The organism is Deinococcus radiotolerans (assembly GCF_014647435.1).
In the GTDB taxonomy this organism is placed as follows: domain Bacteria; phylum Deinococcota; class Deinococci; order Deinococcales; family Deinococcaceae; genus Deinococcus; species Deinococcus radiotolerans.
Window position 1 is genome coordinate 142,314 of the sequence record NZ_BMPE01000003.1, and the last position, 26,131, is coordinate 168,444.

Consider the following 26,131-nt stretch of genomic DNA (forward strand, 5'->3'; position numbering starts at 1 on the left):
ACAGGTGGGGTCAGTCGTGCCGCTCGTGTCTGGAGAGCAGGCCCAGACCGCCGCGCCGGACACTGACGAGCAGGTCGGCGGCATTCACGGCGGCCAGCTTCGAGCGCAGGTGACTGACGTGCACGTTCAGGGCGTTGCGGCAGGTGTGATCCGGCCAGATCCGCTGCTCAAGCTGTTCGCGCGCGTGCAACTGCCCCGGCGCTTCCAGCAGGACGCTGGCAATGGCCAGTTCCGTGGGGGAGAGGTGCAGGTCCTGACCGGCGTACGTCAGGCGGTGCTGATCGCGGTACAGGCAGAAATCGCCGACCTTCACGGGTGTGGGCGCGCCGTGCCGCCGCAGGTGCGCGTGCACCCGCGCGAGCAGTTCGCGGGGTTCGTACGGTTTCATGACGAAATCGTTCGCGCCCAGCGACAGCTGCCGCACGCGTTCCTGAAGGGCGTCCGTGGCCGTCAGGACGATGATGGGCGCGTCGGTCACGGTGCGCAGTCGCTCGGTGACCTCCGCGCCGGTCAGGTCGGGCAGACCCAGGTCCAGCAGGATGAGGTCCGGCGCGTGCTGCGCGGCGCAGGTCAGGCCCGCCTCACCGGTTTCGGCTGTCTGGACCCGGAAGCCCTCCAGTTCCAGTTCGTCGGTCAGGACGCGCCGCACGTCCCGGTCGTCCTCGATCAGAAGGAGATGGGTGCGGTCAATGATCTGAGCGGCGTGATGGTGAGGGTCGGCAGACGTGGTCATACGGAACTCCGTGGCGCGTGAGTGATGGCGCGTCAATAGCGCTCAGTCAAGGTGCCACGGGGGGGAGCTGCGCAGGATTGGAGTCCGCTAGGCTGGCTTTGAGCTGGCCTACGTGAAGTCTTGAGGTTGCGTGTCACCGGTGCACGCGACGGGTTAACCCTGGATAGAAGGTCTGCACGCAGGAGCCCCCGCGTGGCCTTCCTATGAGGTGGGTGCCCCGCGCCAGGAGAGGCCGCCCGCGTTCAGCAGAGTTAGAGGTAAGTCGAGGGATGGACTGCCGTTGATGGGCTGTGAGAGCTCGCCGTTCACTGGTGGCCTGCGCAGGCCTTCCCGTGAGGCCTATTGGATCGAGCGTCGCCTGACCATGTGCAGTTCGTTCGGTATTTGGTGAACAAAATGCACGGTTAGGCAGCCGACTGACCGCGTAAGGGAGTAAGTCACTCGGGATGTTTAAAAATTCATGTGCGAGTGAGTGGACCGATGAGGGAAATCACGTCAGGGGCGTTTGTTGTGGGGCCTCACCAGTGTAAACCTTGTCAGAGCATCCGACATATAAGAATATTTATGCATAATCCTATGCAATTTGACCTTGTAGGAGAAAGAGACCTAGTTGGACATAGTGTCAAGAAAACACGTCTGGATCCAATAAATTGACTCAATCGGCATCTGGATGCCTGAAGCTGCTGTTTCATAAAAATGCTCATCTAGCTTGACGTTATGCAGCGTCGCGCCTTAAGCTGAACTTCATTCGGTTAAGTCGACTCCAGAGAGGGTGCGAACCGACCCCGCTTCCCCACGCCCCACCGTGAAGAGAGGTCAGTCATGGAAGACGCCCGCCCACCGCAGCTCTCGTTCCAGGAACTCCTCCCACCCATGACCCCGCACGAGGCAACCGTCGAGGCCAACCGCTGCCTGTACTGCTACGACGCTCCGTGCCTGCACGCCTGCCCCACCCACATCGACATTCCCACCTTCATCCGCAAGATCGCCACCGGGAACGTCAGCGGGGCTGCGCACACGATCCTGGAATCCAACTTCCTGGGGGGCACCTGCGCCCGCGTCTGCCCCGTGCAGGAACTCTGCGAGGGCGCGTGCGTCTACAACGCGCACGACAAGCCCATCCAGATCGGGCGGCTGCAACGATTCGCCACCGACCACCTGCACGCCAGAGGCGAAGCTCCCTTCACGCCCGCCCCGCCCACCGGGAGGCGCGTCGCCGTAGTCGGCAGTGGGCCCGCCGGGCTCAGCGCCAGCGCCGAACTGGCCAAGCAGGGCCACGCGGTCACGCTGTACGAGAAACGCGAGCTGGGCGGCGGCCTAAGCACCTACGGCATCATCGTGCTGCGCGAACCGGTCGAGGTCGCGCTGCGCGAGGTGGACGCCGTGCGGGACCTGGGGGTGCAGGTCGTCACCGGACAGGAACTGAACAGCCCGGCAGGCCTGGATGAACTGCTGGCCGCCAACGACGCCGTCGTCCTGAGCGTGGGCCTGGGCGCCGTCCCCGCCCTGGGTATTCCCGGCGAGGCGCACATCCTCAGCGGTCTGGACGTCATCGAGGCCAGCAAGCTGGAGCGCCCCACCGGGGTCGGCACGCGGGCCGTCGTGATCGGCGCGGGCAACACCGCCATTGACGCCGCCACCATCGCCCGCCGCGCCGGAGCCGACACCACCATGGTCTACCGCCGCACCGAACGCGAGATGACCGCCTACCACCACGAGTACCTGTTCGCCCTGAGCGAGGGCATCGGGTTCTCCTTCCTGACCCAGCCGGTGGAGGTGCTGCACGAGAACGGGCAGGTGACCGGCCTGCGCTGCGTCCGCATGGGCCTCGGCGCGCCCGACACGTCCGGCCGCGCGCGCCCCGAACCCATCCCCGGCAGCGACTTCGTGATCCCCTGCGACACCGTCATCAGCGCCATTGGGCAGGAGAAACCCGCGCTGGCCGTCACGCTGGGCCTGGACCTCGACCAGGGCTACATCCGCGTGGACGACGAACTGCGCACCAGCCTCCCCCGCGTGTACGCCGGCGGCGACTGCATCCGCGCGCGCGGAAACGCCAGCACCGTCATGGCCGTCCAGGACGGCAAACTGATCGCGGCGAGCCTGGCCCGCATCCTGGGCACGCAGGCCGCGCCCATCGCCCCGACCCGCCCGCCGGAAGTGCGTGACCATCCCCTCTATCAGGCGGCGCACGGCGCTGTCCCCCACGCGGAGGCCCAGCATGGCTGACCTGAGCATCAACTTCGCGGGCATCCGCGCGCCAAACCCCTTCTGGCTGGCGTCCGCGCCCCCCACCAACAGCGGCGCGCAGATTCACCGCGCCTTCGAGTACGGCTGGGGCGGCGCCGTGTGGAAGACCATCGGCGCGCCCGTCCTGAACATCAGCAACCGCTACGGCGGCCTCACCCTGGGCGGGCAGCGGCTCCAGGCGATCAACAACGTCGAACTCATCAGCGACCGCCCCCTGGAAGTGAACCTGCGCGAGATCGCCGAGGTCAAACGCCTCTGGCCCGACCGCGCCGTGATCGTCTCCGCCATGGTGGACGCCGACCCACAGGCGTGGAAAGACATCGTCATGATGATCGAGGACACCGGCGCCGACGGCATCGAACTCAATTACGGCTGCCCGCAGGGCATGAGTGAACGCGGCATGGGCGCCGCCGTCGGGCAGGTGCCCGAGATGTGCGAACTGAACACCCACTGGGTCACCAGCGTCACCCGCCTGCCCGTCATCGTGAAGCTCACGCCGAACATCACCCGCATCACCGACCCCGCCCACGCCGCACTCGCCGGAGGCGCGCACGCCCTGAGCCTCATCAACACCATCAACTCCATCATGAAAGTCGACCTGGACACCCTCCAGATCACCCCCAGCATCGGCGGGCGCGGCACGCACGGCGGCTACGCTGGCCCCGCCGTGAAACCCATCGCGCTGAACATGCTCAGCGAACTCGTCACGGACCCGCAGGTCATCCGCAGCGGCGTGCCCATCAGCGGCATGGGCGGCATCCAGACCTGGCGTGACGCCGCCGAATTCCTGCTGCTGGGCGCCGGCAGCCTGCAAGTCTGCACCGCCGTCATGCACTACGGCTACCGCCTCATCGACGACCTCACCGACGGCCTCAGCCGCTGGATGGACGACCACGGATTCCAGACCATCGCCGACGTCACCGGCCGCGCCGTGTCGCAGGTCAGCACCTTCGGGCAGCTCGACCTCGGCTACCAGGCGGTCGCGCGCATCAACCCCGACAAGTGCATCCAGTGCAACCTCTGCTACGCCGCCTGCAACGACACCGCCCACCAGTGCATCGACCTCGTCGCGCCCGACGGCGTGCGCGTGAACCCCGGCTTCGATCCCCGCGCCAGCGGCAAGGAAGTCGCGCTCGGCCGCCCCACCCCGCAGGTCCGCGAATCCGACTGCGTGGGCTGCGCCCTGTGCGCCAACGTCTGCCCCGTGGACGGCTGCATCGAGATGGTCAGCGTCCCCAGCGGCCGCCCCCACGTCACCTGGGACGAACTGACCGCCCAGCGGCCCGCCGTCACCCAGACCTGGCCCGCCATGGAAACCTACCGCGAAGAAACCGGCATCGAGATTCATTGAGCATGGTTGAGACGTCGTTTGAATTCCTGATTCAGGATCCCGAAACCGGTTGGTTTGAATGGAGTCCTGATCGGTACCCCGAGTTGTTGAGACTGACGCAAACGCCCTTTGTCCTCGGGCCCGGGCCGGGACACAGCCTTCAGGTAGACGACGCCTCCCTGCGGTTTTACGACGAGATGGTCGGGATTCAGGTCATCGTGTCGGGGAACGTCACGTACGAGCGGGCACATGCCCTGGTCACCGAGGTAGCTGACCATCTGGCCCAGCTCACGCAGCAGAACGTCACCGTGTTTGAGGTCGAGGTTGAGCTGAAGGGACGACCTGTCCGATTCGTCAGCGAAGAGGAGTGAACTGCATGACCCTACTGATTCAGAACGGTGAGATTGTCACGGACGGCAAACGGTTCAAGGCGGACGTGCGGGTGGAAGGGGAGACCATCGCCCAGATCGGCGAGCACCTGAGTGTCCCCGAGGGGGCCACGGTGATCGACGCGAGCGGGAAGTTCGTGTTCCCCGGCTTCATCGATCCGCACGTGCACATCCACCTGCCGTTCATGGGGACGTTCGCGAAGGACACGCACGCGACCGGGTCGCAGGCGGCGCTGATCGGCGGGACGACCACGTTCATCGAGATGCTCGCTCCGGCCGGGAGTGAGGACCTGATGGACGGCTGGCGCACCTGGACGGGCATGGCCGAGGGCAACAGCGCGTGCGATTACTCCTTTCATATCGGCGTGACCCGCTGGGATGAGAGGACCGAGGCGACCCTGCGCGAGCTGGTGGGGCAGGGCATGCGGTCCTTCAAGGTTTTCCTGGCGTACAAGGGCGCGTTCGGGATCGACGACGCGGCGCTGTACCGGGTGTGCCGCCTGGCGGCGGAACTGGGTGTGGTGGTCACCGCGCACTGCGAGAACGCGGATCTGGTCGCGGAATTGCAGCAGAAGCTGATCGCGGAGGGCAAGACCGGCCCGGAGTGGCACGAGCCCAGCCGTCCGGAGAGCGTGGAGGCGGAGGGCACGGCGCACTTCGCGACGTTCGTGGAGATGACGGGCGCGCACGGGTACGTGGTGCACCTGAGTAACGCCCGCGCGCTGCAGGCGGCGCTGGACGCCCGCGCGCGCGGCGTGAACCTGGACGTGGAGGTGGTGATTCCGCACCTGACGCTGGATAAGACGTACGCCGAGCGGCCCGGCGTGGAGGGCGCCAAGTACGTCATGTCGCCCCCCCTGCGTGAGAAGAGCAACCAGCCCCGGCTGTGGGCGGCGCTGGAACGCGGGGACATTGCCACGGTCGCCACCGATCACTGCCCCTTCGACGTGGTGCAGAAGCACATGGGCGATGGGAACTTTACCCTCATCCCGAACGGCATTCCGGCCATCGAGGACCGCGTGAACGTCCTGTACACCCAGGGCGTCAGCCGCGGCAACCTGAGCGTCGAGCGCTTCGTGGACGCTGCCAGCACCCGCGCCGCGCAGATCTTCGGGCTGTATCCCCGCAAGGGCACCGTCAGCGTGGGCAGTGACGCCGATCTGGTGATTTACGACCCCGCGTACCGCGGCACGATCAGCGCCGCGACCAGCCAAATGAACAACGACTACAGCGGCTTTGAAGGCTGGGAGATCGACGGGCGGCCCGAGGTGGTCACCGTACGAGGTCAGGTGGCTGTGCAGGGCGGCGCCTTCGTGGGCGACCCGGCCAGGGGGCAGCTGCTCAGGCGGTGAGTCGGAAGTGGTGAGTGGATTCAGGCCCGAGGTTGACCGGAGTTTCAAGGAGGAACCGTGACGTACACCAGCCCCGCCCCGCCGACCAGTCCGCCCCCGAACGAGCCGCCCATTGTCTCCATCCGCGACCTGCAGAAGGTCTTCCCCGTGCCCGGCGGGGAGACGGTCGCGCTGAAGGACGCCAACCTCAGCATCCAGCGGGGCGAGTTCATCAGCCTGATCGGCCCGAGCGGCTGCGGGAAGACCACCCTGCTGCGCCTGATGGCCGACCTGGAACAGCAGACTGGCGGGGAACTGCTGATCGCGGGCCGCTCCGCCGACGCCGCGCGCCGTGAGCGGCAGTACGGGTACGTGTTCCAGGCGCCCGCCCTGATGGAGTGGCGCAGCGTGCTGAAGAACGTACTGCTGCCACTGGAGGTCATGAACGTCCCCGGCGACCGTGTGGGCCGCGCGCGCGAGATGCTGAAACTGGTGGGCCTGGACAAATTCGAGCGGAACTACCCCTGGCAGCTGTCCGGCGGGATGCAGCAGCGCGTGAGCATCGCCCGCGCGCTGGCGTTCGACCCGCCGCTGCTGTTCATGGACGAACCCTTCGGTGCGCTGGACGAGATCACCCGCGAGCACCTGAACCTGGAACTGCTGCGCCTGTGGCGCGAGACGGGCAAGACCGTGATCTTCGTGACGCACTCCATTCCGGAAGCGGTGTTCCTGAGCACGCGCGTGGTCGTCATGACCGCCCGCCCCGGCCGCATCGAGGGCGTCGTGGACATTGACCTGCCCCACCCCCGCAGCGACGACACCCGCGAGGACCCGCGTTTCTTCACGCTGGCCACCGAGATCCGCGAACTGTTGAAGAAGGGGCACGCGTGAACGGGGAGAGGCCGTGACCACCCTGCGGCCCTCACGCGCGGCGGGTCTCGGCCCGATGCTGATCGTGGCGCTGATCGCGGCGGCGCTGTACTGGCCGCTGATGCTCGCCGCGAACGTCGGCCCGGCGGGGCGGACCCTGGCGAGCGGCGCGGAACTGGACTGCAAGACAGCGCTGGCCTGTGCCTCGCAGCTGCGCAACCCGGTGGTGCCGGCCCCGGCGCAGCTCTCGCAGGGCTTCGTGCGGCTCAGTACGCCGGTCACGTCGCCGCTGGCCCTGCCGTACAACGTGGGCGTGACTGCCGGGGAGACGCTGCTGGGCCTGCTGCTCGCCACCGTGACCGGGATCGGGCTGGCGCTGCTGCTCGTCGCCAGCCGCGCGTTCGAGCGGGCCACGCTGCCGTGGCTGGTCGCCTCGCAGACCGTGCCGGTCGTGGCGATCGCGCCGATGCTGGCGGTGCTGCTGGGTCAGTACGGCGTGCAGGGCTTCCTGCCCAAGGCGATCATCGCGGCGTACATCGCGTTCTTTCCGGTCGCGGTCGGCATGAGCCGGGGGTTGCGCAGCGCCGATTCCCTCCACCTCGACCTGATGCGCACCTACCACGCCAGCCCCGCGCAGACGTACCGCTGGTTGCGCTTCCCGGCCAGCCTCCCGCACCTGTTCACGGCCCTGAAGGTGGCAGTCACGTCCGCGCTGGTGGGCAGCATCGTCGCGGAGATCAGCACCATCTCCTTCTCCGGGCTGGGCAAGATGCTCGCGGAGAACTCACGCGCCAGTGACACGGTCGCCCTGTGGGTGATCATGGGGTACGGCGCGGTGCTCGGCGTGACGCTCGTGGCACTCGTGAACGCGCTGGAAAGGTGGGTGACCCCGTGGAGCAGACGATGACCCCAGTGCGGACGGCCGCCGCCCGCCCCGGCGCGGCCCTGCTGACCGCCGCCGCGCTGCTGATCGGCGTGGGGGGCCTGCTGCTCGTCGCGCTGACCCTCCCCGTGCCCGGCGATGGCACGCCCCCGAACGCGCGATTGTGGCTGGCGGGCATCCTCGCCCTGCTGGCCGTGGGGGCCGTCGGCGTGCGCGGCGCCGCGCAGGGCGAGTCCCGCGCCGCCCGCACCCTGCCCGCCGCGTTCACGCTGCTCCTGGCCGTGCTCGGCACCGAGGCGCTGCTGCGCGCCTACGCCGTCCCCGCCGGACTGATCCCCACGCCGGGCCGCGTCCTGAGCGCCCTGTGGACCGCCCGCACCGTCCTGCTGCAGGACACGTACACCACCTTCGTGCTGGAGGCGCTGCTGGGCTTCGTGGCCGGCACCGTTCTGGGGCTGGGGCTGGCGCTGCTCGTCGTGCGTTTCCGCTTCCTGGAACGCGGCCTGCTGCCCTACGCGGCGCTGTTCTCCTCGATTCCCATCGTGGCCCTCGCGCCCGTCATCGTGAAAGCCGTCGGGCTCGACTGGCCCAGCAAAACGGTCGTCGTGGCCGTCACCGTCCTGTTCCCCGTCGTGGTGGGGGCCGTGCGCGGCCTCCAGAGTGCCTCGCGGCTGCACCTCGACCTGATGCACACCTACGCCGCCACGCCCGCGCAGACCTTCCGGGATGTCCGCGTGCCCGGCGCGCTGCCGTTCGTGTTCGGCGCGCTGAAAGTCGCCAGCACCCTGGCCCTGATCTCCGCCATCGTCGCCGAGTTCTTCGGCACGAACGGGCACGGGCTGGGCTTCCGCATCCAGATCGAGGTGGGCCGCTTCGGGCTGGACATCGTCTGGGCCGCCATTGTCCTCGCCTCGGTCGCCGGTATTGCCTTCTTCGCGCTCGTCAACGCTCTGGAAACCCGCCTGCTGCCCCGAGCGGGCCGCTCCTGAATCCTGCCCTGCACTCCTCTCTGGAGGTTCACATGAAACGAGGCACCATCATCCTGGCCACCCTGCTCCTCGCCGTCACGGGCACCGCTTCCGCGCAGAAGCTCGTGCCGGTCAAGGTGCAGCTCAAGTGGTTCCCGCAGGCGCAGTTCGCGGGCTTCTTCGTCGCGCAGGCCAAGGGCTACTACAAGGCTGAAGGCCTGGACGTGCAGTTTCTCCCCACCGGTGATCAGAGCCCCATCCAGACCGTCGCCACCGGTACCGCCGACTTCGGCACCACCTGGATCACCGACCTCCTGACCGCCCGGCAGCAGGGCATTCCGGTCGTGCACATCGCGCAGCTGTTCCAGAAGAGCGGCTACACCCTGGTCGCCCTGAACAGCAGCGGCATCAAGACGCCCGCCGACTTCAAGGGCAAGCGGGTGGGCGTGTGGCCCAGCGGCAACGAGTACCCCGCCGTGGCCCTCCTGAAGAAGTACGGCCTGACCACAAGCCTCGACTCCTCCGTCAGCAACCCCAGCGTGCAGGCCGTCACGTATCCCTTCGACCCCAGCATCGTCTTCCCCGACAAGGTCGACCTGGTCAGCGCCATGACCTACAACGAGGTGGACCAGATCGTGGGCCTCGGCTACCCGCTGGACAAACTCAAGATCTTCAACGCCAGCGACTACGGCATCAACCTCCTCGAAGACCTGATGTTCAGCACCGAACGCACCCTGGCCAACAAGAACTTCAAGGGCAGCGGCCAGAGTGGCGAGGACATCGCCGCCAAGCTCGTGCGGGCCACCATCAAGGGCTGGAACTACGCCGTGAAGAACCAGAAGGAAGCCGTGCAGATCGTCCTCGTGAACTGCGGGAACACCTGCAAGGGCTCCGGCACCCGCTCCAGCGCTGCCAGCCACCAGACGTGGCAGATGGCCGAGGTCGCCAAGCTCTACAACGCCGGGCCCACCCTCAAGGGCCGCGCCGGATACCTCGACCCAGCCACGTACAAGGCCAACGTCACGCTGCTCAAGAGCCTCGGCATCCTGAAAGCCGACCCGGCCCCGGCCGCCGTCACGTACAAGGTCTGGGAAAAAGCCACCGGGAAGAAGTAGACCGTTGATGGTTGAAGGTTGACAGAGGGTGTTGCCATCACCTATCACCCATCAACTTTCAACCGTCTCCGAAGGAGATGCATGCTTGATCCACACCGCACCATCGATGAACTCAAGGCTCTGCGCGCCCTGACGGGGGATGAAAACGGCGCGCAGCGGGTGGCGTTCACGGACACCTGGGTCGCCGCCCGCGCGTTCCTGAAAGAGCGGCTGGACGAGCTGCCCGTCACGCAGCACATGGATGCCGCCGGGAACTGGTGGGCGACCCTCCCCGGCGAGAGCGAGCGCGCCCTGCTGATCGGTGGGCACCTCGACAGCGTCCCGAACGGCGGGTGGCTGGACGGGTGCCTGAACGTCCTGGCGGGCCTGGAAGTCCTGCGGCGCGTCAATGAGCAGTACGCCGGGCGCCCACCGGTCACGCTGAAACTCGTGGACTGGGCCGACGAGGAAGGCGCCCGTTTCGGCCGGAGCCTGTACGGGTCCAGCGCCGCCGGGGGCCACCTGAACCTCGACGAGATGCGCGCCCTGCGCGACCGGGACGGCGTAAGCCTTGAAGACGCGCTGAACCGTGTCGGCATTACCCTCGCAGATGCCCCGAACGCCCGCGCGGAACTGAAGGACGCCGCCGCTTACCTTGAACTGCACATCGAACAGGGTCCCGTGCTCGAAGGACTCGACCTTCCCCTCGGCGCGGTGCTCGGCACGGTCGGCGTCGAGCGGCACACCATTACCTTCCACGGGCAGGCCGCGCACAGCGGCAGCACCCCCATGAACGTCCGCAAGGACGCCTTCCTCGCCGCCGGACGCCTCGGAGAGGCCATCTACGACATCGCCGCGCGCCACGGGGGCGTCTGCACGGTCGGCAGCGTCAAGACCCTGCCCGGCATCGTCACCAGCGTTGTCGAAACCTGCGAACTCACCCTCGACCAGCGGCATCTCGACGTGGACAAGCTCGCCGCCATGTGGCAGGACGCGCAGGACGCCGCCACGCAGTTCGCGCAGGAGGCGGGCTGCACCGTCACCTTCGGGTACCTCTGGAACATTGAGCCCATCCCCTTCCACCCGATGCTCATCGACGCGGCCGAGGCCAGCATCCTGACCGTCACGCCCACCGCGCATCGCCTCCCCAGCGGACCCCTGCACGACGCTGCTGAGGTCGCTCGCGCGGGCGTGCCCACCGTCATGCTGTTCGTGCAGAGCCTGCGCGGCATCAGCCACAACAAGATTGAGGACACCCGCGAGGACCACATCGCCCTGAGCGTGCAGGCCCTCGATGACCTGACCACCCGCACGATGGACTGGATGGTTAAAGGCATCTAATAGTTCATCCTGAATGGCGCACACTGAAGTCACCATGCAGACGAAGCGCGAACGGACCAAGCAGGAACGGCGGCTCGCTGCCTTCCTTCAGGCATCTCGCGGTGAGGTGGCGACCTGTCCACGCTGCGGAGCGCATGCGTTGGAGTTGATCGCGGACGTGCCATTCGGGCCAGTGCAGCGAGATCACTGGGTGAAGTGTGGCGGCTGTGGCCTCATGGAAATCCTGACTGGACGCTTCGAGGACTTGTCATGACCCCTGTTCGACTGGAGGATCCGATGTTGCCGACGCTGGCGGAACTGTTGACGCTTCCGGCGTTCGCGGGCGCGGAGGTCGTGAGTGGACATGCCCACCTGACGCAGCCGGTTACGTGGGTGCATGTGTCTGAAGTGGCGGACGCGGCGCGGTTCCTGACGGGCGGGGAGTTGCTCCTCTCGACCGGGTCGCTGCTGACCCGCATGAACGACGGCGAACTGGAGGGGTTCGTGGCTTCGCTGGCGCAGCGGGGCGCGCACGGGCTGGCGCTGGAACTCGTGCAGGTGTTCCGCGACGTGCCGCCCGCGCTGCTGGGCGCGTCGCGCCTGCATGGGCTGCCGCTGATCGTGTTCCGGCAGGAGGTGAGTTTCGCGGCGCTGACCCGCGCGGCGCACGCCCGCATCCTGAACCACGGCGGCCCGGCGCTGGACCCGAGCCTCGCGCCGCTGCTGGACGCGCTGGCCGAGACGGGCCGCAGCGTGGCGTTCCTGCGCGCGCAACTGGGACCGCTGCTGAATCTGCCCGCCCGGCCCCGCTCGACGCTGCTGGGCACGCTGGACGCCCTGCTGACCACGAACTTCAACATGGCCGAGACCGCCCGGCGCCTGGGCGTGCGCCGGCAGACGGTGTACTACCGCCTGGAGCAGCTGCGCGCCATGCTGCCCGACCTGGATGAACCCCGGCGGCAGTTGGGCCTGCACCTGGCGCTGGAGCTGACGCGCAGTGAGGCGGGCGAGGCGCTGAGCGCCGCCGAGCGCACCTGAGCATGGGGCGACTGGACAGACTGTCTCTTGCCGCGCCAGCACGGTAAAAACTACACTTTCTGCACCACGAATCCCGGCGTCCGAATCCGCCCGACTTTCACGCCCGGCCCTGACCCGCCGGGTCAGCCCCGTCATTCCGGCAGGAGGGAGCCCCGCATGACCCAGCCTCACCCCGACACGCACGACATCATCCACGAGAACCGCGAGCACACCCTGTTCTCCTGGAGCGTGCAGACGCAGACGAACCCCATCCACATGACCGGCGGCAAGGGCAGTCACTTCTTTGACGGCGAGGGGAACGCCTGGCTGGACTTCAGTAGTCAGCTGATCAACATCAACGTCGGGCACCAGCACCCGGCCGTGCTGGAGGCCATCAAGGCGCAGGTGGACACCATGTGCTTCGCCGGGCCGAGCTTCGCCACGGACGTCCGCGCGCAGCTGGGCAGGAAACTGCGCGAGGTGACCGGCCTGGGCAAGAGCTTCTTCACGCTGGGCGGCAGCGAGGCGAACGAGAACGCCATGAAGATGGCCCGCCTGTACACCGGCCGCGACAAGATCATCACCCGCTACCGCTCCTACCACGGGGCGACGATGGGCAGCATGACCGCCAGCGGCGACCCCCGGCGCTGGCCCGTCGAACCCGGCGTGCCCGGCATCGTGCGTGCGTTCGACCCGTACTGCTACCGCTGCCCGTTCGGCAAGACACCGGACAGCTGCCGCCGCGAGTGCGTCTCCCACATCGAGGAGATCATCCAGATGGAAGGGCCGCACACCATCGCCGCGATCATGGTCGAAGGCATCACCGGCAGCAACGGCCTCCTCGTCCCGCCCGACGACTACTACCCGAAACTGCGCGCCCTGTGCGACAAGTACGGCATCCTCCTCATTGACGACGAGGTCATGAGCGGCTTCGGCCGCACCGGCACGTGGCTCGCCACGCAGCACTACGGCATCAAACCGGACATCGTCACCTGCGCCAAGGGCCTCACCAGCGGGTACATGCCGCTGGGCGCGGTGGTCGTCAGCGACGCCATCGCCGAGTACTTCGAGACGCACTTCCTGGCGGGCGGCCTGACGTACAGCGGTCACCCCGTCTCGCTGGCCGCCGCCGTCGCGAACCTGAAGGTCTACGAGGACGAGGGACTCTTCGAGCACACCCGCGAACTGGGCGAGTACCTCGGGCAGCGCCTGGAGGCCATGAAGGCGAAGTACGCCTGCGTGGGCGACGTGCGCTACAAGGGCCTGTTCAGCGTCCTTGAACTCGTGCGGGACAAGGCCACCAAAGAACCGCTGGCCCCGTTCAACGGCACCTCGCCCGAGATGGGCCGCCTCGCCGCGCACCTGAAAAGCAAACATGTGTACGCGTACAGCCGCTTCAACTTCCTGTGGGTCTGCCCGCCCCTCGTGGTCACCCGCGAGGAACTCGACGAGGGCCTCGCCGCCTACGAGGAAGCCCTGGCGCTCGTGGACGAGATGATCGGCTCGCCTGTCGCCGCCGACTGAAGTTCCACCTGCCCCCATTCCCCCTCCCCAGGAGTTTCCCCATGACTGACACGATGACCAAGCCCGCGCCCATCAACCACTGGTTGGGGGGCAAGTTGACGCCCGGCACGTCGGGCCGCAGCGCGAAGGTATTCAACCCGGCGACCGGGGAGGTGGCGGGACTGGTGGACCTCGCCAGCCGCGATGAGGTGAATGCGGCCGTGGCAGCCGCAGTGCAGACGGCGCGGTCATGGCGGACGGTACCGTTGAGCCGGCGGGCGGAGATCATGTTCCGTTTCCGGGCACTGCTGGACGCCCGCCGGGACGACCTGGCCCGCATTCTGACCCGCGAGCACGGGAAGGTGCATGCGGACGCGCTGGGCGAGATCGCGCGTGGCATTGAGAACGTGGAGTTCGCGTGCGGCGTGCCGAACCTGCTCAAGGGTGGGTATTCCGAGGGCGCGAGCACGGGTGTGGATGTGTACTCGATTCAGCAGCCGCTGGGCGTGGTGGCGGGCATCACGCCGTTCAACTTCCCGGCCATGGTGCCGCTGTGGATGCTGGCCAACGCGCTGGCCTGCGGGAACGCCTTCATCCTGAAACCCAGTGAGAAGGACCCGTCGGCGAGCCTGTTCCTGGCAGACCTGCTCAAGGAGGCGGGCCTGCCGGACGGCGTGTTCACGGTGATCCACGGGGATAAGGAGGCGGTGGACGCGCTGCTGGAGCATCCGGATGTGGCAGCCGTCAGTTTCGTGGGGTCCACCCCGATTGCCCGTGCCATCTACCAGAAGGGCACCGAGCATGGGAAGCGCGTGCAGGCGCTGGGTGGCGCGAAGAACCACATGCTGGTCCTGCCGGACGCGGACGTGAACATGGCCGCCGACGCCGCCGTGAGTGCCGCGTACGGGTCCGCCGGGGAGCGCTGCATGGCGATCAGCGTGGTGCTGGCCGTCGGGGACGTGGGGGACAGGCTGGTGGAGGCGATCCAGTCGCGCCTCCCTGCCCTGAAGGTGGGTCCTGGGGATCAGCCCGGCAATGAGATGGGGCCGCTGATCACCCGCGAGCACCGCGACCGGGTGGCCGGGTATGTCGCCGGGGCCGAGGCGCAGGGCGCGACGGTCGTGGTGGATGGCCGCGCGCAGCAGTTTGATGGAGACGGCTTCTTCCTGGGCGTGTCGCTGCTGGATCACGTCACGCCGGACATGGACGCGTACCGCGACGAGATCTTCGGGCCGGTGCTGTGCGTGGTGCGCGTCCCGACGTACGAGGCGGGCTTGAAGCTCATCAACGACAACGAGTTCGGAAACGGCACGGCGATCTTCACGCGGGACGGCGGCGCGGCCCGGCAGTTCCAGTTCGATTGTCAGGTGGGCATGGTAGGCGTCAACGTGCCCATTCCGGTGCCGGTCGCGTACTACTCGTTCGGCGGGTGGAAGGCCAGTCTGTTCGGGGACACGCACATGTACGGCCCGGACGGCATCAAGTTCTACACCCGCACGAAGGTGATTACCTCCCGCTGGCCTGATCCGGCGACCAGCCGCGTGGACCTGGGCTTCCCACAGAACCGCTAACGCGCCGGGGCGGCCGGGGTGGCTCGGGGTTCTCCTGGGGCCACCTGGCCGCCTCCCGGTTCCAGGCGCGCGGCGGGGCCCATTGACCGGTCCCGCCGCGCGCGCGAGCATGGCGGGCGATGCCCCGCCCGACCGCGCCGCCCGTGAACCTGCCCCTCACCCTGGACCGGGAGGCGGGGGGCCTGACGCGGCAACTGGCTGGGCAGCTGCGCGCGGCCGTGCGGTCGGGCGTGCTCACGCCGGGGCAGCGGATGCCGTCCACGCGCGCGTTGGCGGACGCGCTGGACGTGGGCCGGGGCGTGGTGTTCGAGGCGTTCGACGCCCTGCTGGCCGAGGGGTACCTGATCGGGCGGGACCGTTCGGGGACGTTCGTGGCGCCGGACCTGCCGCCCGACTCGCCCGGCGCGCGGCCCGCTCCGGTCGTCACGGCCCGCTGGTTGCGCCCGGTCCCGGACGCCCAGGTGGAGCCGCCCACCCCGCAGGCGCTGCTGGCCTTCCGCGTGGGGCAGACGGATACCCGCTACCTCAACGGAGGCGCGTGGCGGCAGGTGTGGCGGCGCGTGGCCCTGGATGCCCTGCCAGACGATTACGCGGACCCGGCAGGCGACCCGGACCTGCGGGCGGAGGTGGCAGCGTACCTGCGCCGCGCGCGGGGGCTGGTCTGCGGCGCGGACGACGTGATCATCACGTCCGGCGCGCTTCAGGGCGTGGACCTGATCGCGCAGGCGACCCTCACGCCGGGCGACGCGGTGGCGTTCGAGGATCCCGGTTACCGCCTGGCACGCCAGACGTTCGAGGCGCGCGGTGCGGACCTCCTGCCCGTCCCGGTAGACGGGGACGGCCTGACCGTGGGGGCGCTGCCGACCGGGGCGGGCGCGCCGCTGCTGGTGTACACCACGCCCAGTCATCAGTTTCCGCTGGGGGTGCGGCTGTCCGTGCCGCGCCGCCTGGCGCTGCTCGACTGGGCGCAGCAGCATGACGCCCTGATCCTGGAAGACGATTACGACAGCGAATTCCGTTTCGGTGCCACGCCGCTCCCGGCGCTGGCGTCACTGGACACGGCCGGGTGCGTGGTGTACCTCGGGACGTTCAGCAAGGTCCTCAGCCCCGCGGTGCGCGTGGGGTACGTGGTGGCGCCCGCGCCACTCCGGGACCGGCTGCTGGCCCTCAAGGCCCGCGCGGACGCCCACACGTCCTGGCCAGTGCAGCGCGCCCTGAGCGCCCTGCTGGCCGGCGGACATCTTGAGGCCCACATTCGCCGCATGCGCCGCGAGTACTCGGCGCGCCGCCTCGCCCTGGACGAGGAGCTGACGCCCCTGGCCCCGCACGCTCGCCTGCTGGGCCTCGCGGCGGGCCTGCACGTGTACCTGGACTTCACGGCGGGACTGGACGCTGCGGCGGTCGCTGCGGCGTGCCGTCAGCAGGGCGTGCTGGTCAGCCCGGTGGCACCCCTGTACCGCGGGGCGCCGGACCGCGCCGGGCTGCTGCTGGGCTACGGGGGCCTGACCGCCGCGGAAGTCCGGCGCGGCGCGCAGGTCATCGTCCAGGCCGTGCAGGATCACGTGAACTGACCCGGCTGGTGGGGGTCAGCCCCCGATGTTCACGGTGGGCGCCCCGACCACGATCTGCCCCCCATGCGCGGTGGTGTCCCCCTGCCGCGCGGCGGGCTGACCGTTGATCCGGACCGTGGCACTCCCACGAACGATGGAGTCTGGCGGGCCCACGCACACGCAAGTGTCGCCCTGGCGCGCGGCGGGCTGGCCGGCGATCAAGACCGTGGGGCTGCCCGCGCTGACGGGACCACCCACGTGGGGCGTCCAGCCGGTGGACATCGGACAGGTGTGTTGATCACCGACGCGGGCAGCTGGAGGCATGCCTTCCAGTGTAGGGAACGCCCGCGGAGGATCAAGCGAATCTGCCCCCTCCCGCAAGATCCGCGCGCGGGGCGGCGGGGGGTCCCCTCGACCGGGGCGGGCGGTAGCGGTGCGTGCACTCGGAACCTATGGCTGCACGCTCCGCACTGGGTAGACCAGTCAGCTGCCTATCCCTTCCCGGCCTCGCTGCTCCCCGGGGTTTCAGGCGTCTGACGGGAGCAAGTGATTCAGAGCCTGTCGCCGCACCTGAGGCAACGGAACGCCCAGAATGCCCGTATACTGGCGGCCATGACCGCCCTTCGCCCGAAACGTGACGCCGTATGAAACGGCCCTTCCGGGTACTGCTCGTCGATGACAACCCAGCCGACCTGATGCTCGCCAAGGAGGTCTTCGCCGATCATGGTGAGAACCTGATCGTCACCACCTGCGCCAGTGGCGATGAGGCGCTGGCGCTGCTGCGAGGCGGGCACCGGCCGGACGTGATGATCCTGGACGTGAACATGCCTGTCATGTCCGGGTTTGAGGTGCTGCAGGTCATCAAGGCCGATCCGGCCCTGCTGTCGATTCCGGTCGTGATGCTGTCCACGTCCTCACAGCCGGGCGATGTGGCGCGCGCCTACACCCTGCATGCCAGTTCGTACCTGGTGAAAAGCACCAGCTTCCAGAATTTTGTCGAGCAGGTGGACGCGTTCGTGACGTTCTGGCGGGAGAGTCACACGCCCAGCTGGCCTGGCCGACCCGCCAACTGATCCAGCAGGAACCGGCCACAGCACAGGCCCAGTCTGTTCGGCGGCTGGCCTCACCCGGGTCGGGGGAAATCCTCTGCACGGAACAGTCCGTCTGTGAGGCCTCCTGTGCTCAGGTGGCGGCCATGACACGGTTCCGGCCGCTGCGCTTGGCGGCGTACAGGGCCTGATCGGCGGCCGCCACGAGCCCCTCGCCCGATACACCTGCGGTCAGGCTGGCAACACCCAGGGACACGGTCACCTGGCCCAGGGGCAGGCCGTCGTGCGTGAGGTGCAGACCCTCGACCGCGCTCCGCAGCTGCTCGGCCAGGGCCTGCGCGGCGCGCAGATCCGTCTGGGGCAGCAGGAGCGTGAATTCCTCCCCGCCGGGGCGGGCTGGGGTGCTGCCGGTCGGGGCGAGGTCGCGCAGTGTGGCGCTCACGCGGATCAGTGCGGCGTCGCCTGCGTCATGCCCGAAGGTGTCGTTCAGCCGCTTGAAGTGATCGATGTCCAGCGCGATCAGGCTCAGGGGGGCATCCGTGGCGTTCGCGGCGGTCACCCCGGCGCTCAGCTGCGCTTCCAGGTGACGGCGGTTGAACAGGCCGGTCAGGGGGTCACGGATGGACTGCTGCAGCAGCCGGTCTTGCAGGCGCAGGCTGGCCAGCGCGAGCGCCACCTGCCGCGTTACATCGTCCAGCGCGGCGCGCTGCGCGCTCAGGTCCGCGCCGGCGGGCGGGCGGATGCGCAGGAGCCCCAGGGTCTCCCCGTGCGAGAACAGCGGCGCGCACAGATACGGGCCGGTCTGGTCCGAGCAGCGGGGCATGAAGGGCTGCCCGGCCGCCTCGCCCTGCGTTTCGCCGCGCCGCAGGGCCCAGCAGGTGTCAGGGCCGGGCGTGCCGAGCGGTTCACCCCACTGCGCGGCCTGCAGCAGGAGGTTGCGCGACGCGTTGTGTTGCAGCAGCTGCCCGCTGGTGTGGGGCAGCAGGTGGGGCAGGGCGCGGGTGAGGATTTCGGACGCCTCGCTCAGCGTGCGTGCGGCCTGGAGGGCGTCACTCAGCCGGGCCAGGTCGCTCAGCCAGGTGTTGCGGCGCTCTAGCTGACTGACGGCCTGGTCCGTGGCCTGCCGCGCCTCCCGGATGCGTTCAGTCATGCGGTTGAAGGTGCTGGCCAGGTCGCGGTACTCGCGGGGGCCGCGTTCCGTGACGGTCACGCTGCCGCTGGTGTCGGTGATGCGGCGCGCGCCGCGGCCCAGATCGGAGAGTGGGTGCGTGAGCATGCGCGCCGCGCCCAGCGTCGTGGCGACACTCAGGGCCAGCAGGACCGCGGCGGCGATCATCAGGTCCCGGCGGAGCGCTTGAAGCTGACGCTGCGCCCGCGCGTCTGAGACGCTCAGCTGCGCGGCCAGATTCTGGCTGAGGGCGTCCACGTCGGCGCGGACCGCATCGAGGAGTCGCTTGCCGCGGCCGCTGCGGACGAGGGCCTCGGCCACTTCCGGCTGTGACGGCCGGGCGCGGATCTCGGGCTGCGCCACTTCGGTCTGCCACTGCCGGATGACCGATCCGATGCGGCCGAGCCGCGCGCGCTCCTGCGCCGGCAGTTGCGCGTCGCGGCTCAGGGTTTTCAGCACGGGCGGGTAGGCCGCCTCGCCACGGTAATAGGGTTCCAGGAAGCTGGCCTGTCCGGCAATCACGTAGCCGCGCACCCCGGTTTCCATGTTCACGACGTGCGTCAACAGGGCGTTCACGGCCTCCAGCTGCGAGCGGGTGTCGCTGGAGCGTGCCAGCGTCTGCACCCGGCTTTCCAGGCCGCTTTGCAGGTTCAGGAAGGCGAACAGCAGCAGCGCCCAGAAGGGCAGCTGGGTGAGCAGCAGCAGGTGACGCAGGCGCACGGGGACACTGTAGGGCATGCCGGACGCAGACCCTACGCTCACCACGGTGGGGGTGGTCATGGGGCAGGTCAGGTGGGCCGGCGGGCGCGGCGGCGGCGGGTCTTCTCGGCGTACATGCGTTCGTCCGCCAGTTGCCACAGCGTCTCGGACTGCTGCCCTTCCTGCGGCGCGTAGGCAACCCCGACGCTCGCTCCGGCGTCGGGGAAGCCCTGGGCGGGCAGGGTGTCCAGGGCCACCTGAAGCTGAACGAGGACGGGCCGCTGTTCCCCACCCAGCAGCAGGCAGAATTCGTCGCCCCCCACGCGGTAGGCGCAGTCGTCTCCGCTCAGCACGGACCGTAGCGCCTGCATGACGGCCCGCAGCAGGGCGTCGCCGCGGGCGTGCCCGAACTGGTCGTTGATGGTTTTCAGGCCGTCCACATCGAGCGTGACGAGGGTCAGGGGGCCGCGGCGTAACCGCTGGGCGAGGTCCTCCTCGAAGGCCCGCCGGTTGCACAGGCCGGTCAGCGGGTCCGACCGGGCGGCGGCGTTCAGGTTCGTGAGGGTCTCCCGGCGCTCCAGGCTGACCTGAAGCACGCGGGACGCCACGGCCAGGGATTCCAGCTCGTGTTCCGCCCAGGGCCACTCCTCCTGCCGGTAGGCGGCGAGCAGCAGGTGAGATTCACCCGCCGTGATGGGCTGGATCAGGGCGGCCTTTAGCCCGGCGCCCGGGAGGTGCAGGTCCAGTTCCGTCCGGCCCAGCGCGACCGGGTCGGCACCCTGAACGGCGCGGCGCAGGGCGTCGGGCAGCTGCGCGCGGGCCTCAAGTTCGGCCGGACCGGGCAGCGGCGCCCCGCGGATCACCAGCGGGCGCAGGGACGCGCCCTGTTCCCACATGACTAGCGTGGTGCCCGGCAGGGCGGGCAGCAGCACCGTCATGACCCGCGCGGTGACGGCCCGCAGCGGTTCAGACAGCGCCAGAATCTGCGTGAGTTCCAGCAGGATCTCCGCGTGGGCCTGCGCGCGCTGCGCCTGCGCGCGGGACTGCGCGAGGTCCGTCACGTCGAAGGCCACGCCCAGCGTCCCCCCGCCTGGCAGGAGCACCTGATGCGTGTCGTACACCCGCCCGGCCAGGGTGATCGTGCGACGCAGCTCCTGCGCCCGGCCGAGCTGATCACGGATGGCGGGACTGTCAACCTCACCAGCCAGGGCCTGGAGCGAGCGGCCCAGCACCGCGTCGGCCTGCACGCCCAGCCCGCGCAGGCCACTGCCTTCCGCCGTGACGAGGCGCCCCTGCGCGTCGGTGATCCACAGGATCATGGGAAAATTTCGCAGCGCGAAATGCAGCTGCCCTTCGAGGCCCTTCACGGCGCTGCGCTGCGCGGTGAATGACAGGACGTGCTTGAGGGCCCACACGAGGTCACGCAGCACCTTCCGGTCCGACTGCGTCCAGCGCGCCCCCGGACCGCACCGCACGAACAGCAGCCGCGCGGCGCGCCCCGGCACCTCCAGCCACGCTAGCGCGGCCGGGCGCCCGTCCTGAAGGTGCCAGCCCTCACCGCTGTCCAGCGTGAACACTGGGCCCTCCCCGGCTGGTGGCAGGGCCGGGAGAAGCTGTGCCAGGTTCGCGTCGGGCGGCCAGACCGCTTCCAGGGGCGCGCCGGTGTCCATCTGCACGCCGCTCCAGTCCACGCCGATCAGTTCCGCCGTGAGCTGCGCGGCGCCGCGCAGGCCGTCATCCTCGTCCAGGGGGAGGGCGGTCAGATCGGCGATCGCCTGAAACGTCCGGGCGGCCAGGGTGGCGCGCTCCAGTCGGCGCTGGAGCTCAACCTGCTGCTGCTGCGCGGCCCGCAGGTCCAGGCGGGCCGCGCGGCCTTCCAGGGTCTGAATGACCAGCTGCGCCCCTGCCCGCAGCGTGACCTGAAGAGCGGGTGTCCACATCATGTCCGGACGGTCACCAGCGATCACGAGCAGGCCGACAGTCACGTGCTCCGGCGTGACCAGAGGCTCGCCCGCCGCGAACGTCCAGGTGTCGCGGGGGCGCAGCAGAGCCAGCCCAATCTCCGGTGGTGGCCGCGGGTCCAGGCGCGTCCAGAAGAAGGCGGTGGGTTCAGGCTCTGAGCCGCTTACCCCGAGTGTGCGGGGTGCCCAGCCGGTCGCAGCCGGAGTCCAGCTGCGTCTGGGCGTCATGAAAACCACAGCCACGTGCTGCACACCCAGAGCGGCGCCCGTCAGATGGCACAGCGCCTGAAGATCAGGCTGCGCGGCGAGGTCCTGCACGCCGTACCGCGTGCAGGCCTCGGAGCTGGGATCTGGCGGGAACGGAGCCTGAATCACATGAACCTCATGGTAGGAGGTGCCCACTGACCGCGGTGAAGGGCCAGCAAGGACAGTCTTCACCCTTGCTCCGTGATTCTGGCTGGTCAACAAGTGCAAATTCTGGATCTTCCAGTCAGCCAAAGTCTTTCATAAGGTAGAGCTCACCCGCACGCCCCGGTTGCCTGCTCCGCAGGTCAGCCTGGCCGGCGCGCAACAGGAGCACCATGACGCAGACCATGACCAACCCCGCGGCCCTGATCGAGCGTGAAGACGCCCTCGGCGCCCACAACTACAAACCCCTGGACGTCGTCATTCAGCGCGCGCAGGGCGCCTGGGTGTGGGACACCCAGGGCCGCCGCTACCTGGACGGCCTGTCCGCGTACAGCGCCGTCAACCAGGGCCACTGCCACCCCCGCATCATCCACGCGCTGACCGAACAGGCCCGGCAGGTGACCCTCACGTCCCGCGCGTTCCGCAACGACCGCCTCGCCTCCTTCTACGAGACCGTAACGAGCCTCCTGAACTTCGAGGCCGTCATCCCCATGAACACCGGCGCCGAGGCCGTGGAAACCGCCATCAAACTCGCGCGGAAATGGGCGTATCACACGCGGCAGGTGCCGCACGATCAGGCGGAACTGATCGTCATGAACGGCAACTTCCACGGGCGCACGACCACACTGGTGTCCTTCAGCAGCGAAGCGCAGTACCGCCGCGGCTTCGGCCCGTTCACGCCCGGCTTCGTCAGCGTGCCCTACGGTGACGTGGCGGCCATCGAGGCGGCCATCACGCCCAACACGGCCGGCGTTCTCTTCGAACCGATCCAGGGTGAGGCCGGCGTCATCACGCCCCCCGACGGCTTCCTGCGCGCCCTGCGTGACGTGTGCGACCGCCACGGCATCCTGATGATCGCCGACGAGATCCAGACCGGCCTGGGCCGCACCGGCCACTGGCTCGCGTGTGATCACGAACAGGTGAAACCGGACCTGGCGATCCTTGGCAAGGCCCTGGGCGGCGGCGTGTACCCCGTCAGCGCCGTCCTGGCCAGCCGGGACCTCATGAACCTGTTCCAGCCCGGTGATCACGGCAGCACTTTCGGCGGCAACCCGCTGGCCGCCGCCGTCGCGCAGGCCAGCCTGGAAGTCCTCGAGGACGAGGCGCTGCCCGCCCGCGCGCAGGAGCTCGGCGCGTACGTCCGCGCCCGCCTGGAGGCCATGAACAGCCCTCAGGTGAAAGACATTCGCGGGCGCGGCCTGCTGATCGGTGTGGAACTGCACGGCCCGGCCCGTCCCGCCTGCGAGGCCCTACGCGACCTGGGCGTGCTGTGCAAGGAAACCCACGAGACGACCCTGCGCCTGGCACCCCCCCTGGTCACCAGCCGTGAGGACCTCGACTGGGCGCTGGACCGCATCGAGCAGGTCCTGGCCTGACCCGGCGGTCTGGTGGGGACGCCCGCCGCCCTGAACACAGCTGAAAGCCGCCGCCCCACACCGGGGCGGCGGCCTTTCTACCCGCCATCGCTGCCACCCCCGACGGCCGTCCCGATCAGCGCGTACAGGTGAGCCGCACATGACCCCTCCTCACAGAATTAGACTGTGTGCAGGAGACTCCATGTCGAACCCGATCTGCGCGCCTGAGCATGTCCCCAGCGGGTCCTTCTACCTGGCGGTCAACCCAGAAGGCACCGTGACCGCGGCCAGCGCCGCCGCCCGGCACTGGCTGCGCACCGTCGCGCCCGCCGCGCAGGACCTCCTCGGGCAACCGCTGCTCAGCCTGCTCCCCCCGGGCTGCCTGCTGCGCGCCCAGCTGGAGGGCACCACGGTCCCGGCCGGGTGCGGCGGGCACTGCCAGCACCTCCGCGCGGACCGCACCCCTGACGGCCTGGAATTTCACGCCCCTCACGGCGACCTGCTCACCCCCCACGAATCGCTCGCGCGGACCCTGAACGAAGCGCAGGCCATGGACGAGGTGATCAGCGCGGTCCTCACGCACCCCGCGTGGCAGGCACTAGACGTGTACCTGGCCCTGTTCGACCCGGTCGGCGCCACCCTGCGCGTCCTGACCGCCGGACCGGACGGCCCCCAGATCACCCGAACGCTGGTGGCCACCGACGCACACCCACTCGCCCGGGCCTTGCAGGCCGGGAACGCTACTGCCAGCAGCGCAGGCACCTGGACCACCCTGGACCCGGCGCTGCACCCGGCCGCGCAGGAGGTCATCACCCTGCCCCTGGTCACCTCCGGCCGCGCCCTGGGCCAGTTGATCCTCACGATGCAGACCCCGGGGCACCTCGTACGCGTCAGCGCCCTGATCGCCCCGTGCGTCGCCGCGCTGGACCGCGCCAGACTCTTCGACGACACCACCCGCGCGCACCTGCGCTACCGCACCCTGCTGGAAATCACGCACGCCGCCCTCTGGGAACTCGACCGGAACTTCGCCATTCAGGGCCACAGCCCCAACTGGGAAGCCCTGACCGGCCAGGCCTTCGACGAATACATCGGGCACGGGTATCTGAACGTCGTCCACCCCGACGACCGCGCCCGCCTCTGGGCGGACATCCTCCGGGGCATGCGGGGCGGCATCCCCTTCGAACTGCGCGGCCGGATGCGCCGCGCCGACGGTCAGTACCGGCACGTGGTGGCCCTGGCCCTGCCCGTCCCCGAGGAACGCGGCAACGGCCAGGGCTGGGCCGGGTCCATCCAGGACGTCACCGAGGAAGTCTGGGCCGCCGAGTGGGAAGGACCAGCCCAGCAGCTGCTGACGCTCTCCGTCCAGGGCGGACCCGCCCGGCCCACCTTCCACGCCGTGCTGGCCGAACTGCAGCGCGTCAGCGGGGCGCCCGGCGCGCTCCTCATCCAGATGGCCGCGCCTGCCGCGCCCCCCCGCATCCTCGCGGCGCAGGGCGACCATGAAGCGCTCCGGGAACAGCTGCGCGAACTTCCCGACGCCTCCACCGCGCTGAACACCCTGATCAGCAGCCTGACGCACCCCACCTGGCTGCGGGACCTGCCCCGGAGCACCCTCAGGGAGAGCCGCGCCCTCCTGCTCCCCCTGCGACACGAGGAACGCCTGATCGCCCTGGCCCTGCTGGACATCCCGGACGGAACGCTGGACGCCACGACCCTCGAGCACCTGCGCTGGCTTCAGTCGCACCTGGCGCCCATCATGCACAGCGCGCAGCTGCGGGACGCACTGGAACGCAGTGAGGATCAGGCGCGGTCCATCGTGTCCGCCCTGGACGAGGGCGTCATCATGATCAGCGAACAGGGCCAGTTCCTGGCCGCCAACCGCGCCGCGCGCGACCTGCTCGAACTCCCCCGCGCCCTCCCTCACGTCTCCAACCTCGACTGGGGCCTGCACGACGAGCGTGGTCAGCTCGTCACGTGGCAGAAGAACCCGGCCGCCACCGCGCAGCAGACCGGCCGGGCCGTCCGGCAGGTCCTCCTGGCCCGCCGGCACCGCGACGGGCACCAGCTGTGGCTGTCCATCAACGCGATCCCCCTGGACGACCGCAGCGGCGTGGTCGTGTCTTTCAGTGACGTGACCGAAGCCGTCACGCTGCGCCAGCAGCTGACCTCCCAGGCGTTCCAGGATGACCTGACCGGCCTGGGCAACCGCCGCGCCTTCCAGCGCGCTGTCCGGGACCTGCGTGGTCCACGGGCCGCGGCACTCCTGATCGACATCGACCACTTCAAGGAAGTCAACGACACGTATGGGCATCACGTGGGAGACGACCTCCTGCGGGAACTGGCCGCCCGTCTGTGCGCCCACACGCCGGACGGGACGCTCATCGCCCGCCTGGGCGGCGACGAATTCGGCCTCATGCACCCCGACCTGGACCCCGCGCTGGCCTCTGACTTGGCCGTCCGGCTGGTGGACGCCCTGGGCCAGCCGGTACACGTGGGCACGATCTGCGTTCACGTGAGTGCCAGTGTGGGCGTGGCCGTGGCCGGTCGCGTACCGGACGGCGACCTGCACCGCGCTGCGGATCTCGCCATGTACGCCGCGAAACATGCCGGGAAGGCCGGGTGGCGGACCTACACCGTCGAACTCGACCTGGAACGCCTGCGGTAACCGGTGCGGCGCGCAGG

The 26,131-nt window shown here is 69.2% G+C and carries 20 protein-coding genes; 16 read left to right on the forward strand and 4 right to left on the reverse strand.

Annotated elements, in window-relative coordinates:
* Positions 1 to 10: 10 nt before the first annotated feature.
* Positions 11 to 733: a response regulator transcription factor gene (locus tag IEY63_RS08700; protein WP_189068619.1), complete on the reverse strand. Its 723-nt coding sequence runs from the start codon at positions 731 to 733 to the stop codon at positions 11 to 13.
* 822 nt (positions 734 to 1,555) lie between these two features.
* On the opposite strand from IEY63_RS08700, the gene IEY63_RS08705 reads away from it, so the two are divergent.
* From IEY63_RS08705 to pdxR, 13 genes are all read left to right on the forward strand, one after another.
* The gene (locus IEY63_RS08705; protein ID WP_189068620.1) at positions 1,556 to 2,962 is read left to right on the forward strand and encodes an NAD(P)-dependent oxidoreductase; all 1,407 of its coding nucleotides are present in this window, start codon (positions 1,556 to 1,558) and stop codon (positions 2,960 to 2,962) included.
* Positions 2,955 to 4,334 (forward strand): NAD-dependent dihydropyrimidine dehydrogenase subunit PreA, encoded by a 1,380-nt coding sequence (gene preA, locus IEY63_RS08710; protein ID WP_189068621.1) that lies wholly within the window; start codon positions 2,955 to 2,957, stop codon positions 4,332 to 4,334. The genes IEY63_RS08705 and preA overlap by 8 nt, the downstream gene beginning before the upstream one ends.
* A gap of 86 nt (positions 4,335 to 4,420) precedes the next feature.
* Positions 4,421 to 4,684, forward strand: coding sequence for a hypothetical protein (locus IEY63_RS08715; RefSeq protein WP_188846311.1), 264 nt, complete (start codon positions 4,421 to 4,423; stop codon positions 4,682 to 4,684).
* 5 nt (positions 4,685 to 4,689) lie between these two features.
* Positions 4,690 to 6,054, forward strand: a complete 1,365-nt coding sequence (gene hydA / locus IEY63_RS08720) for a dihydropyrimidinase (protein ID WP_189068622.1) — start codon at positions 4,690 to 4,692, stop codon at positions 6,052 to 6,054.
* A 57-nt stretch (positions 6,055 to 6,111) separates the two neighbouring features.
* A complete protein-coding gene (locus IEY63_RS08725) occupies positions 6,112 to 6,924 on the forward strand; it encodes an ABC transporter ATP-binding protein (RefSeq protein ID WP_189068623.1) in 813 nt (270 codons plus the stop codon).
* 13 nt (positions 6,925 to 6,937) lie between these two features.
* Positions 6,938 to 7,810, forward strand: coding sequence for an ABC transporter permease (locus tag IEY63_RS08730; protein ID WP_229784589.1), 873 nt, complete (start codon positions 6,938 to 6,940; stop codon positions 7,808 to 7,810).
* On the forward strand, positions 7,807 to 8,775 hold the full coding sequence (locus tag IEY63_RS08735; protein ID WP_189068624.1) for an ABC transporter permease: 969 nt from the start codon (positions 7,807 to 7,809) through the stop codon (positions 8,773 to 8,775). Before IEY63_RS08730 ends, IEY63_RS08735 begins: the two co-directional genes overlap by 4 nt.
* 32 nt (positions 8,776 to 8,807) lie before the next feature.
* Positions 8,808 to 9,869, forward strand: coding sequence for an ABC transporter substrate-binding protein (locus tag IEY63_RS08740; protein ID WP_189068625.1), 1,062 nt, complete (start codon positions 8,808 to 8,810; stop codon positions 9,867 to 9,869).
* Between the two features lie 81 nt (positions 9,870 to 9,950).
* Complete coding sequence (locus IEY63_RS08745) at positions 9,951 to 11,189, forward strand: Zn-dependent hydrolase (RefSeq protein ID WP_189068626.1); 1,239 nt, start codon at positions 9,951 to 9,953, stop codon at positions 11,187 to 11,189.
* A gap of 249 nt (positions 11,190 to 11,438) precedes the next feature.
* Positions 11,439 to 12,206 (forward strand): PucR family transcriptional regulator, encoded by a 768-nt coding sequence (locus IEY63_RS08750; RefSeq protein ID WP_229784590.1) that lies wholly within the window; start codon positions 11,439 to 11,441, stop codon positions 12,204 to 12,206.
* Positions 12,207 to 12,362: 156 nt separating this feature from the next.
* A complete protein-coding gene (locus tag IEY63_RS08755) occupies positions 12,363 to 13,709 on the forward strand; it encodes an aminotransferase class III-fold pyridoxal phosphate-dependent enzyme (RefSeq protein WP_189068627.1) in 1,347 nt (448 codons plus the stop codon).
* 41 nt (positions 13,710 to 13,750) lie between these two features.
* Positions 13,751 to 15,259, forward strand: coding sequence for a CoA-acylating methylmalonate-semialdehyde dehydrogenase (locus IEY63_RS08760; RefSeq protein WP_229784591.1), 1,509 nt, complete (start codon positions 13,751 to 13,753; stop codon positions 15,257 to 15,259).
* 119 nt (positions 15,260 to 15,378) lie between these two features.
* Positions 15,379 to 16,830 (forward strand): MocR-like pyridoxine biosynthesis transcription factor PdxR, encoded by a 1,452-nt coding sequence (gene pdxR, locus IEY63_RS08765; RefSeq protein WP_229784592.1) that lies wholly within the window; start codon positions 15,379 to 15,381, stop codon positions 16,828 to 16,830.
* 15 nt (positions 16,831 to 16,845) lie between these two features.
* Here the strand turns inward: pdxR and IEY63_RS08770 are convergent, their stop codons facing one another.
* Positions 16,846 to 17,133 carry a PAAR domain-containing protein gene (locus IEY63_RS08770; RefSeq protein WP_189068628.1) on the reverse strand — a complete coding sequence of 96 codons (288 nt, stop codon included), beginning with the start codon at positions 17,131 to 17,133 and terminating at the stop codon, positions 16,846 to 16,848.
* A gap of 320 nt (positions 17,134 to 17,453) precedes the next feature.
* Here IEY63_RS08770 and IEY63_RS08775 point away from each other — a divergent pair, with 320 nt between their 5' ends.
* Complete coding sequence (locus IEY63_RS08775) at positions 17,454 to 17,882, forward strand: response regulator (protein ID WP_189068629.1); 429 nt, start codon at positions 17,454 to 17,456, stop codon at positions 17,880 to 17,882.
* Between the two features lie 109 nt (positions 17,883 to 17,991).
* Here the strand turns inward: IEY63_RS08775 and IEY63_RS08780 are convergent, their stop codons facing one another.
* Positions 17,992 to 19,746 (reverse strand): diguanylate cyclase, encoded by a 1,755-nt coding sequence (locus IEY63_RS08780; RefSeq protein ID WP_189068630.1) that lies wholly within the window; start codon positions 19,744 to 19,746, stop codon positions 17,992 to 17,994.
* Positions 19,747 to 19,814: 68 nt separating this feature from the next.
* Positions 19,815 to 22,061 carry a GGDEF domain-containing protein gene (locus tag IEY63_RS08785; protein ID WP_189068631.1) on the reverse strand — a complete coding sequence of 749 codons (2,247 nt, stop codon included), beginning with the start codon at positions 22,059 to 22,061 and terminating at the stop codon, positions 19,815 to 19,817.
* 206 nt (positions 22,062 to 22,267) lie between these two features.
* Here IEY63_RS08785 and rocD point away from each other — a divergent pair, with 206 nt between their 5' ends.
* Together rocD and IEY63_RS08795 are read left to right on the forward strand one after the other, a co-directional pair.
* The gene (gene rocD, locus IEY63_RS08790) at positions 22,268 to 23,470 is read left to right on the forward strand and encodes an ornithine--oxo-acid transaminase (RefSeq protein ID WP_189068632.1); all 1,203 of its coding nucleotides are present in this window, start codon (positions 22,268 to 22,270) and stop codon (positions 23,468 to 23,470) included.
* A gap of 181 nt (positions 23,471 to 23,651) precedes the next feature.
* Positions 23,652 to 26,114, forward strand: coding sequence for a sensor domain-containing protein (locus tag IEY63_RS08795; protein ID WP_189068633.1), 2,463 nt, complete (start codon positions 23,652 to 23,654; stop codon positions 26,112 to 26,114).
* The last annotated feature ends 17 nt before the right edge of the window (positions 26,115 to 26,131 follow it).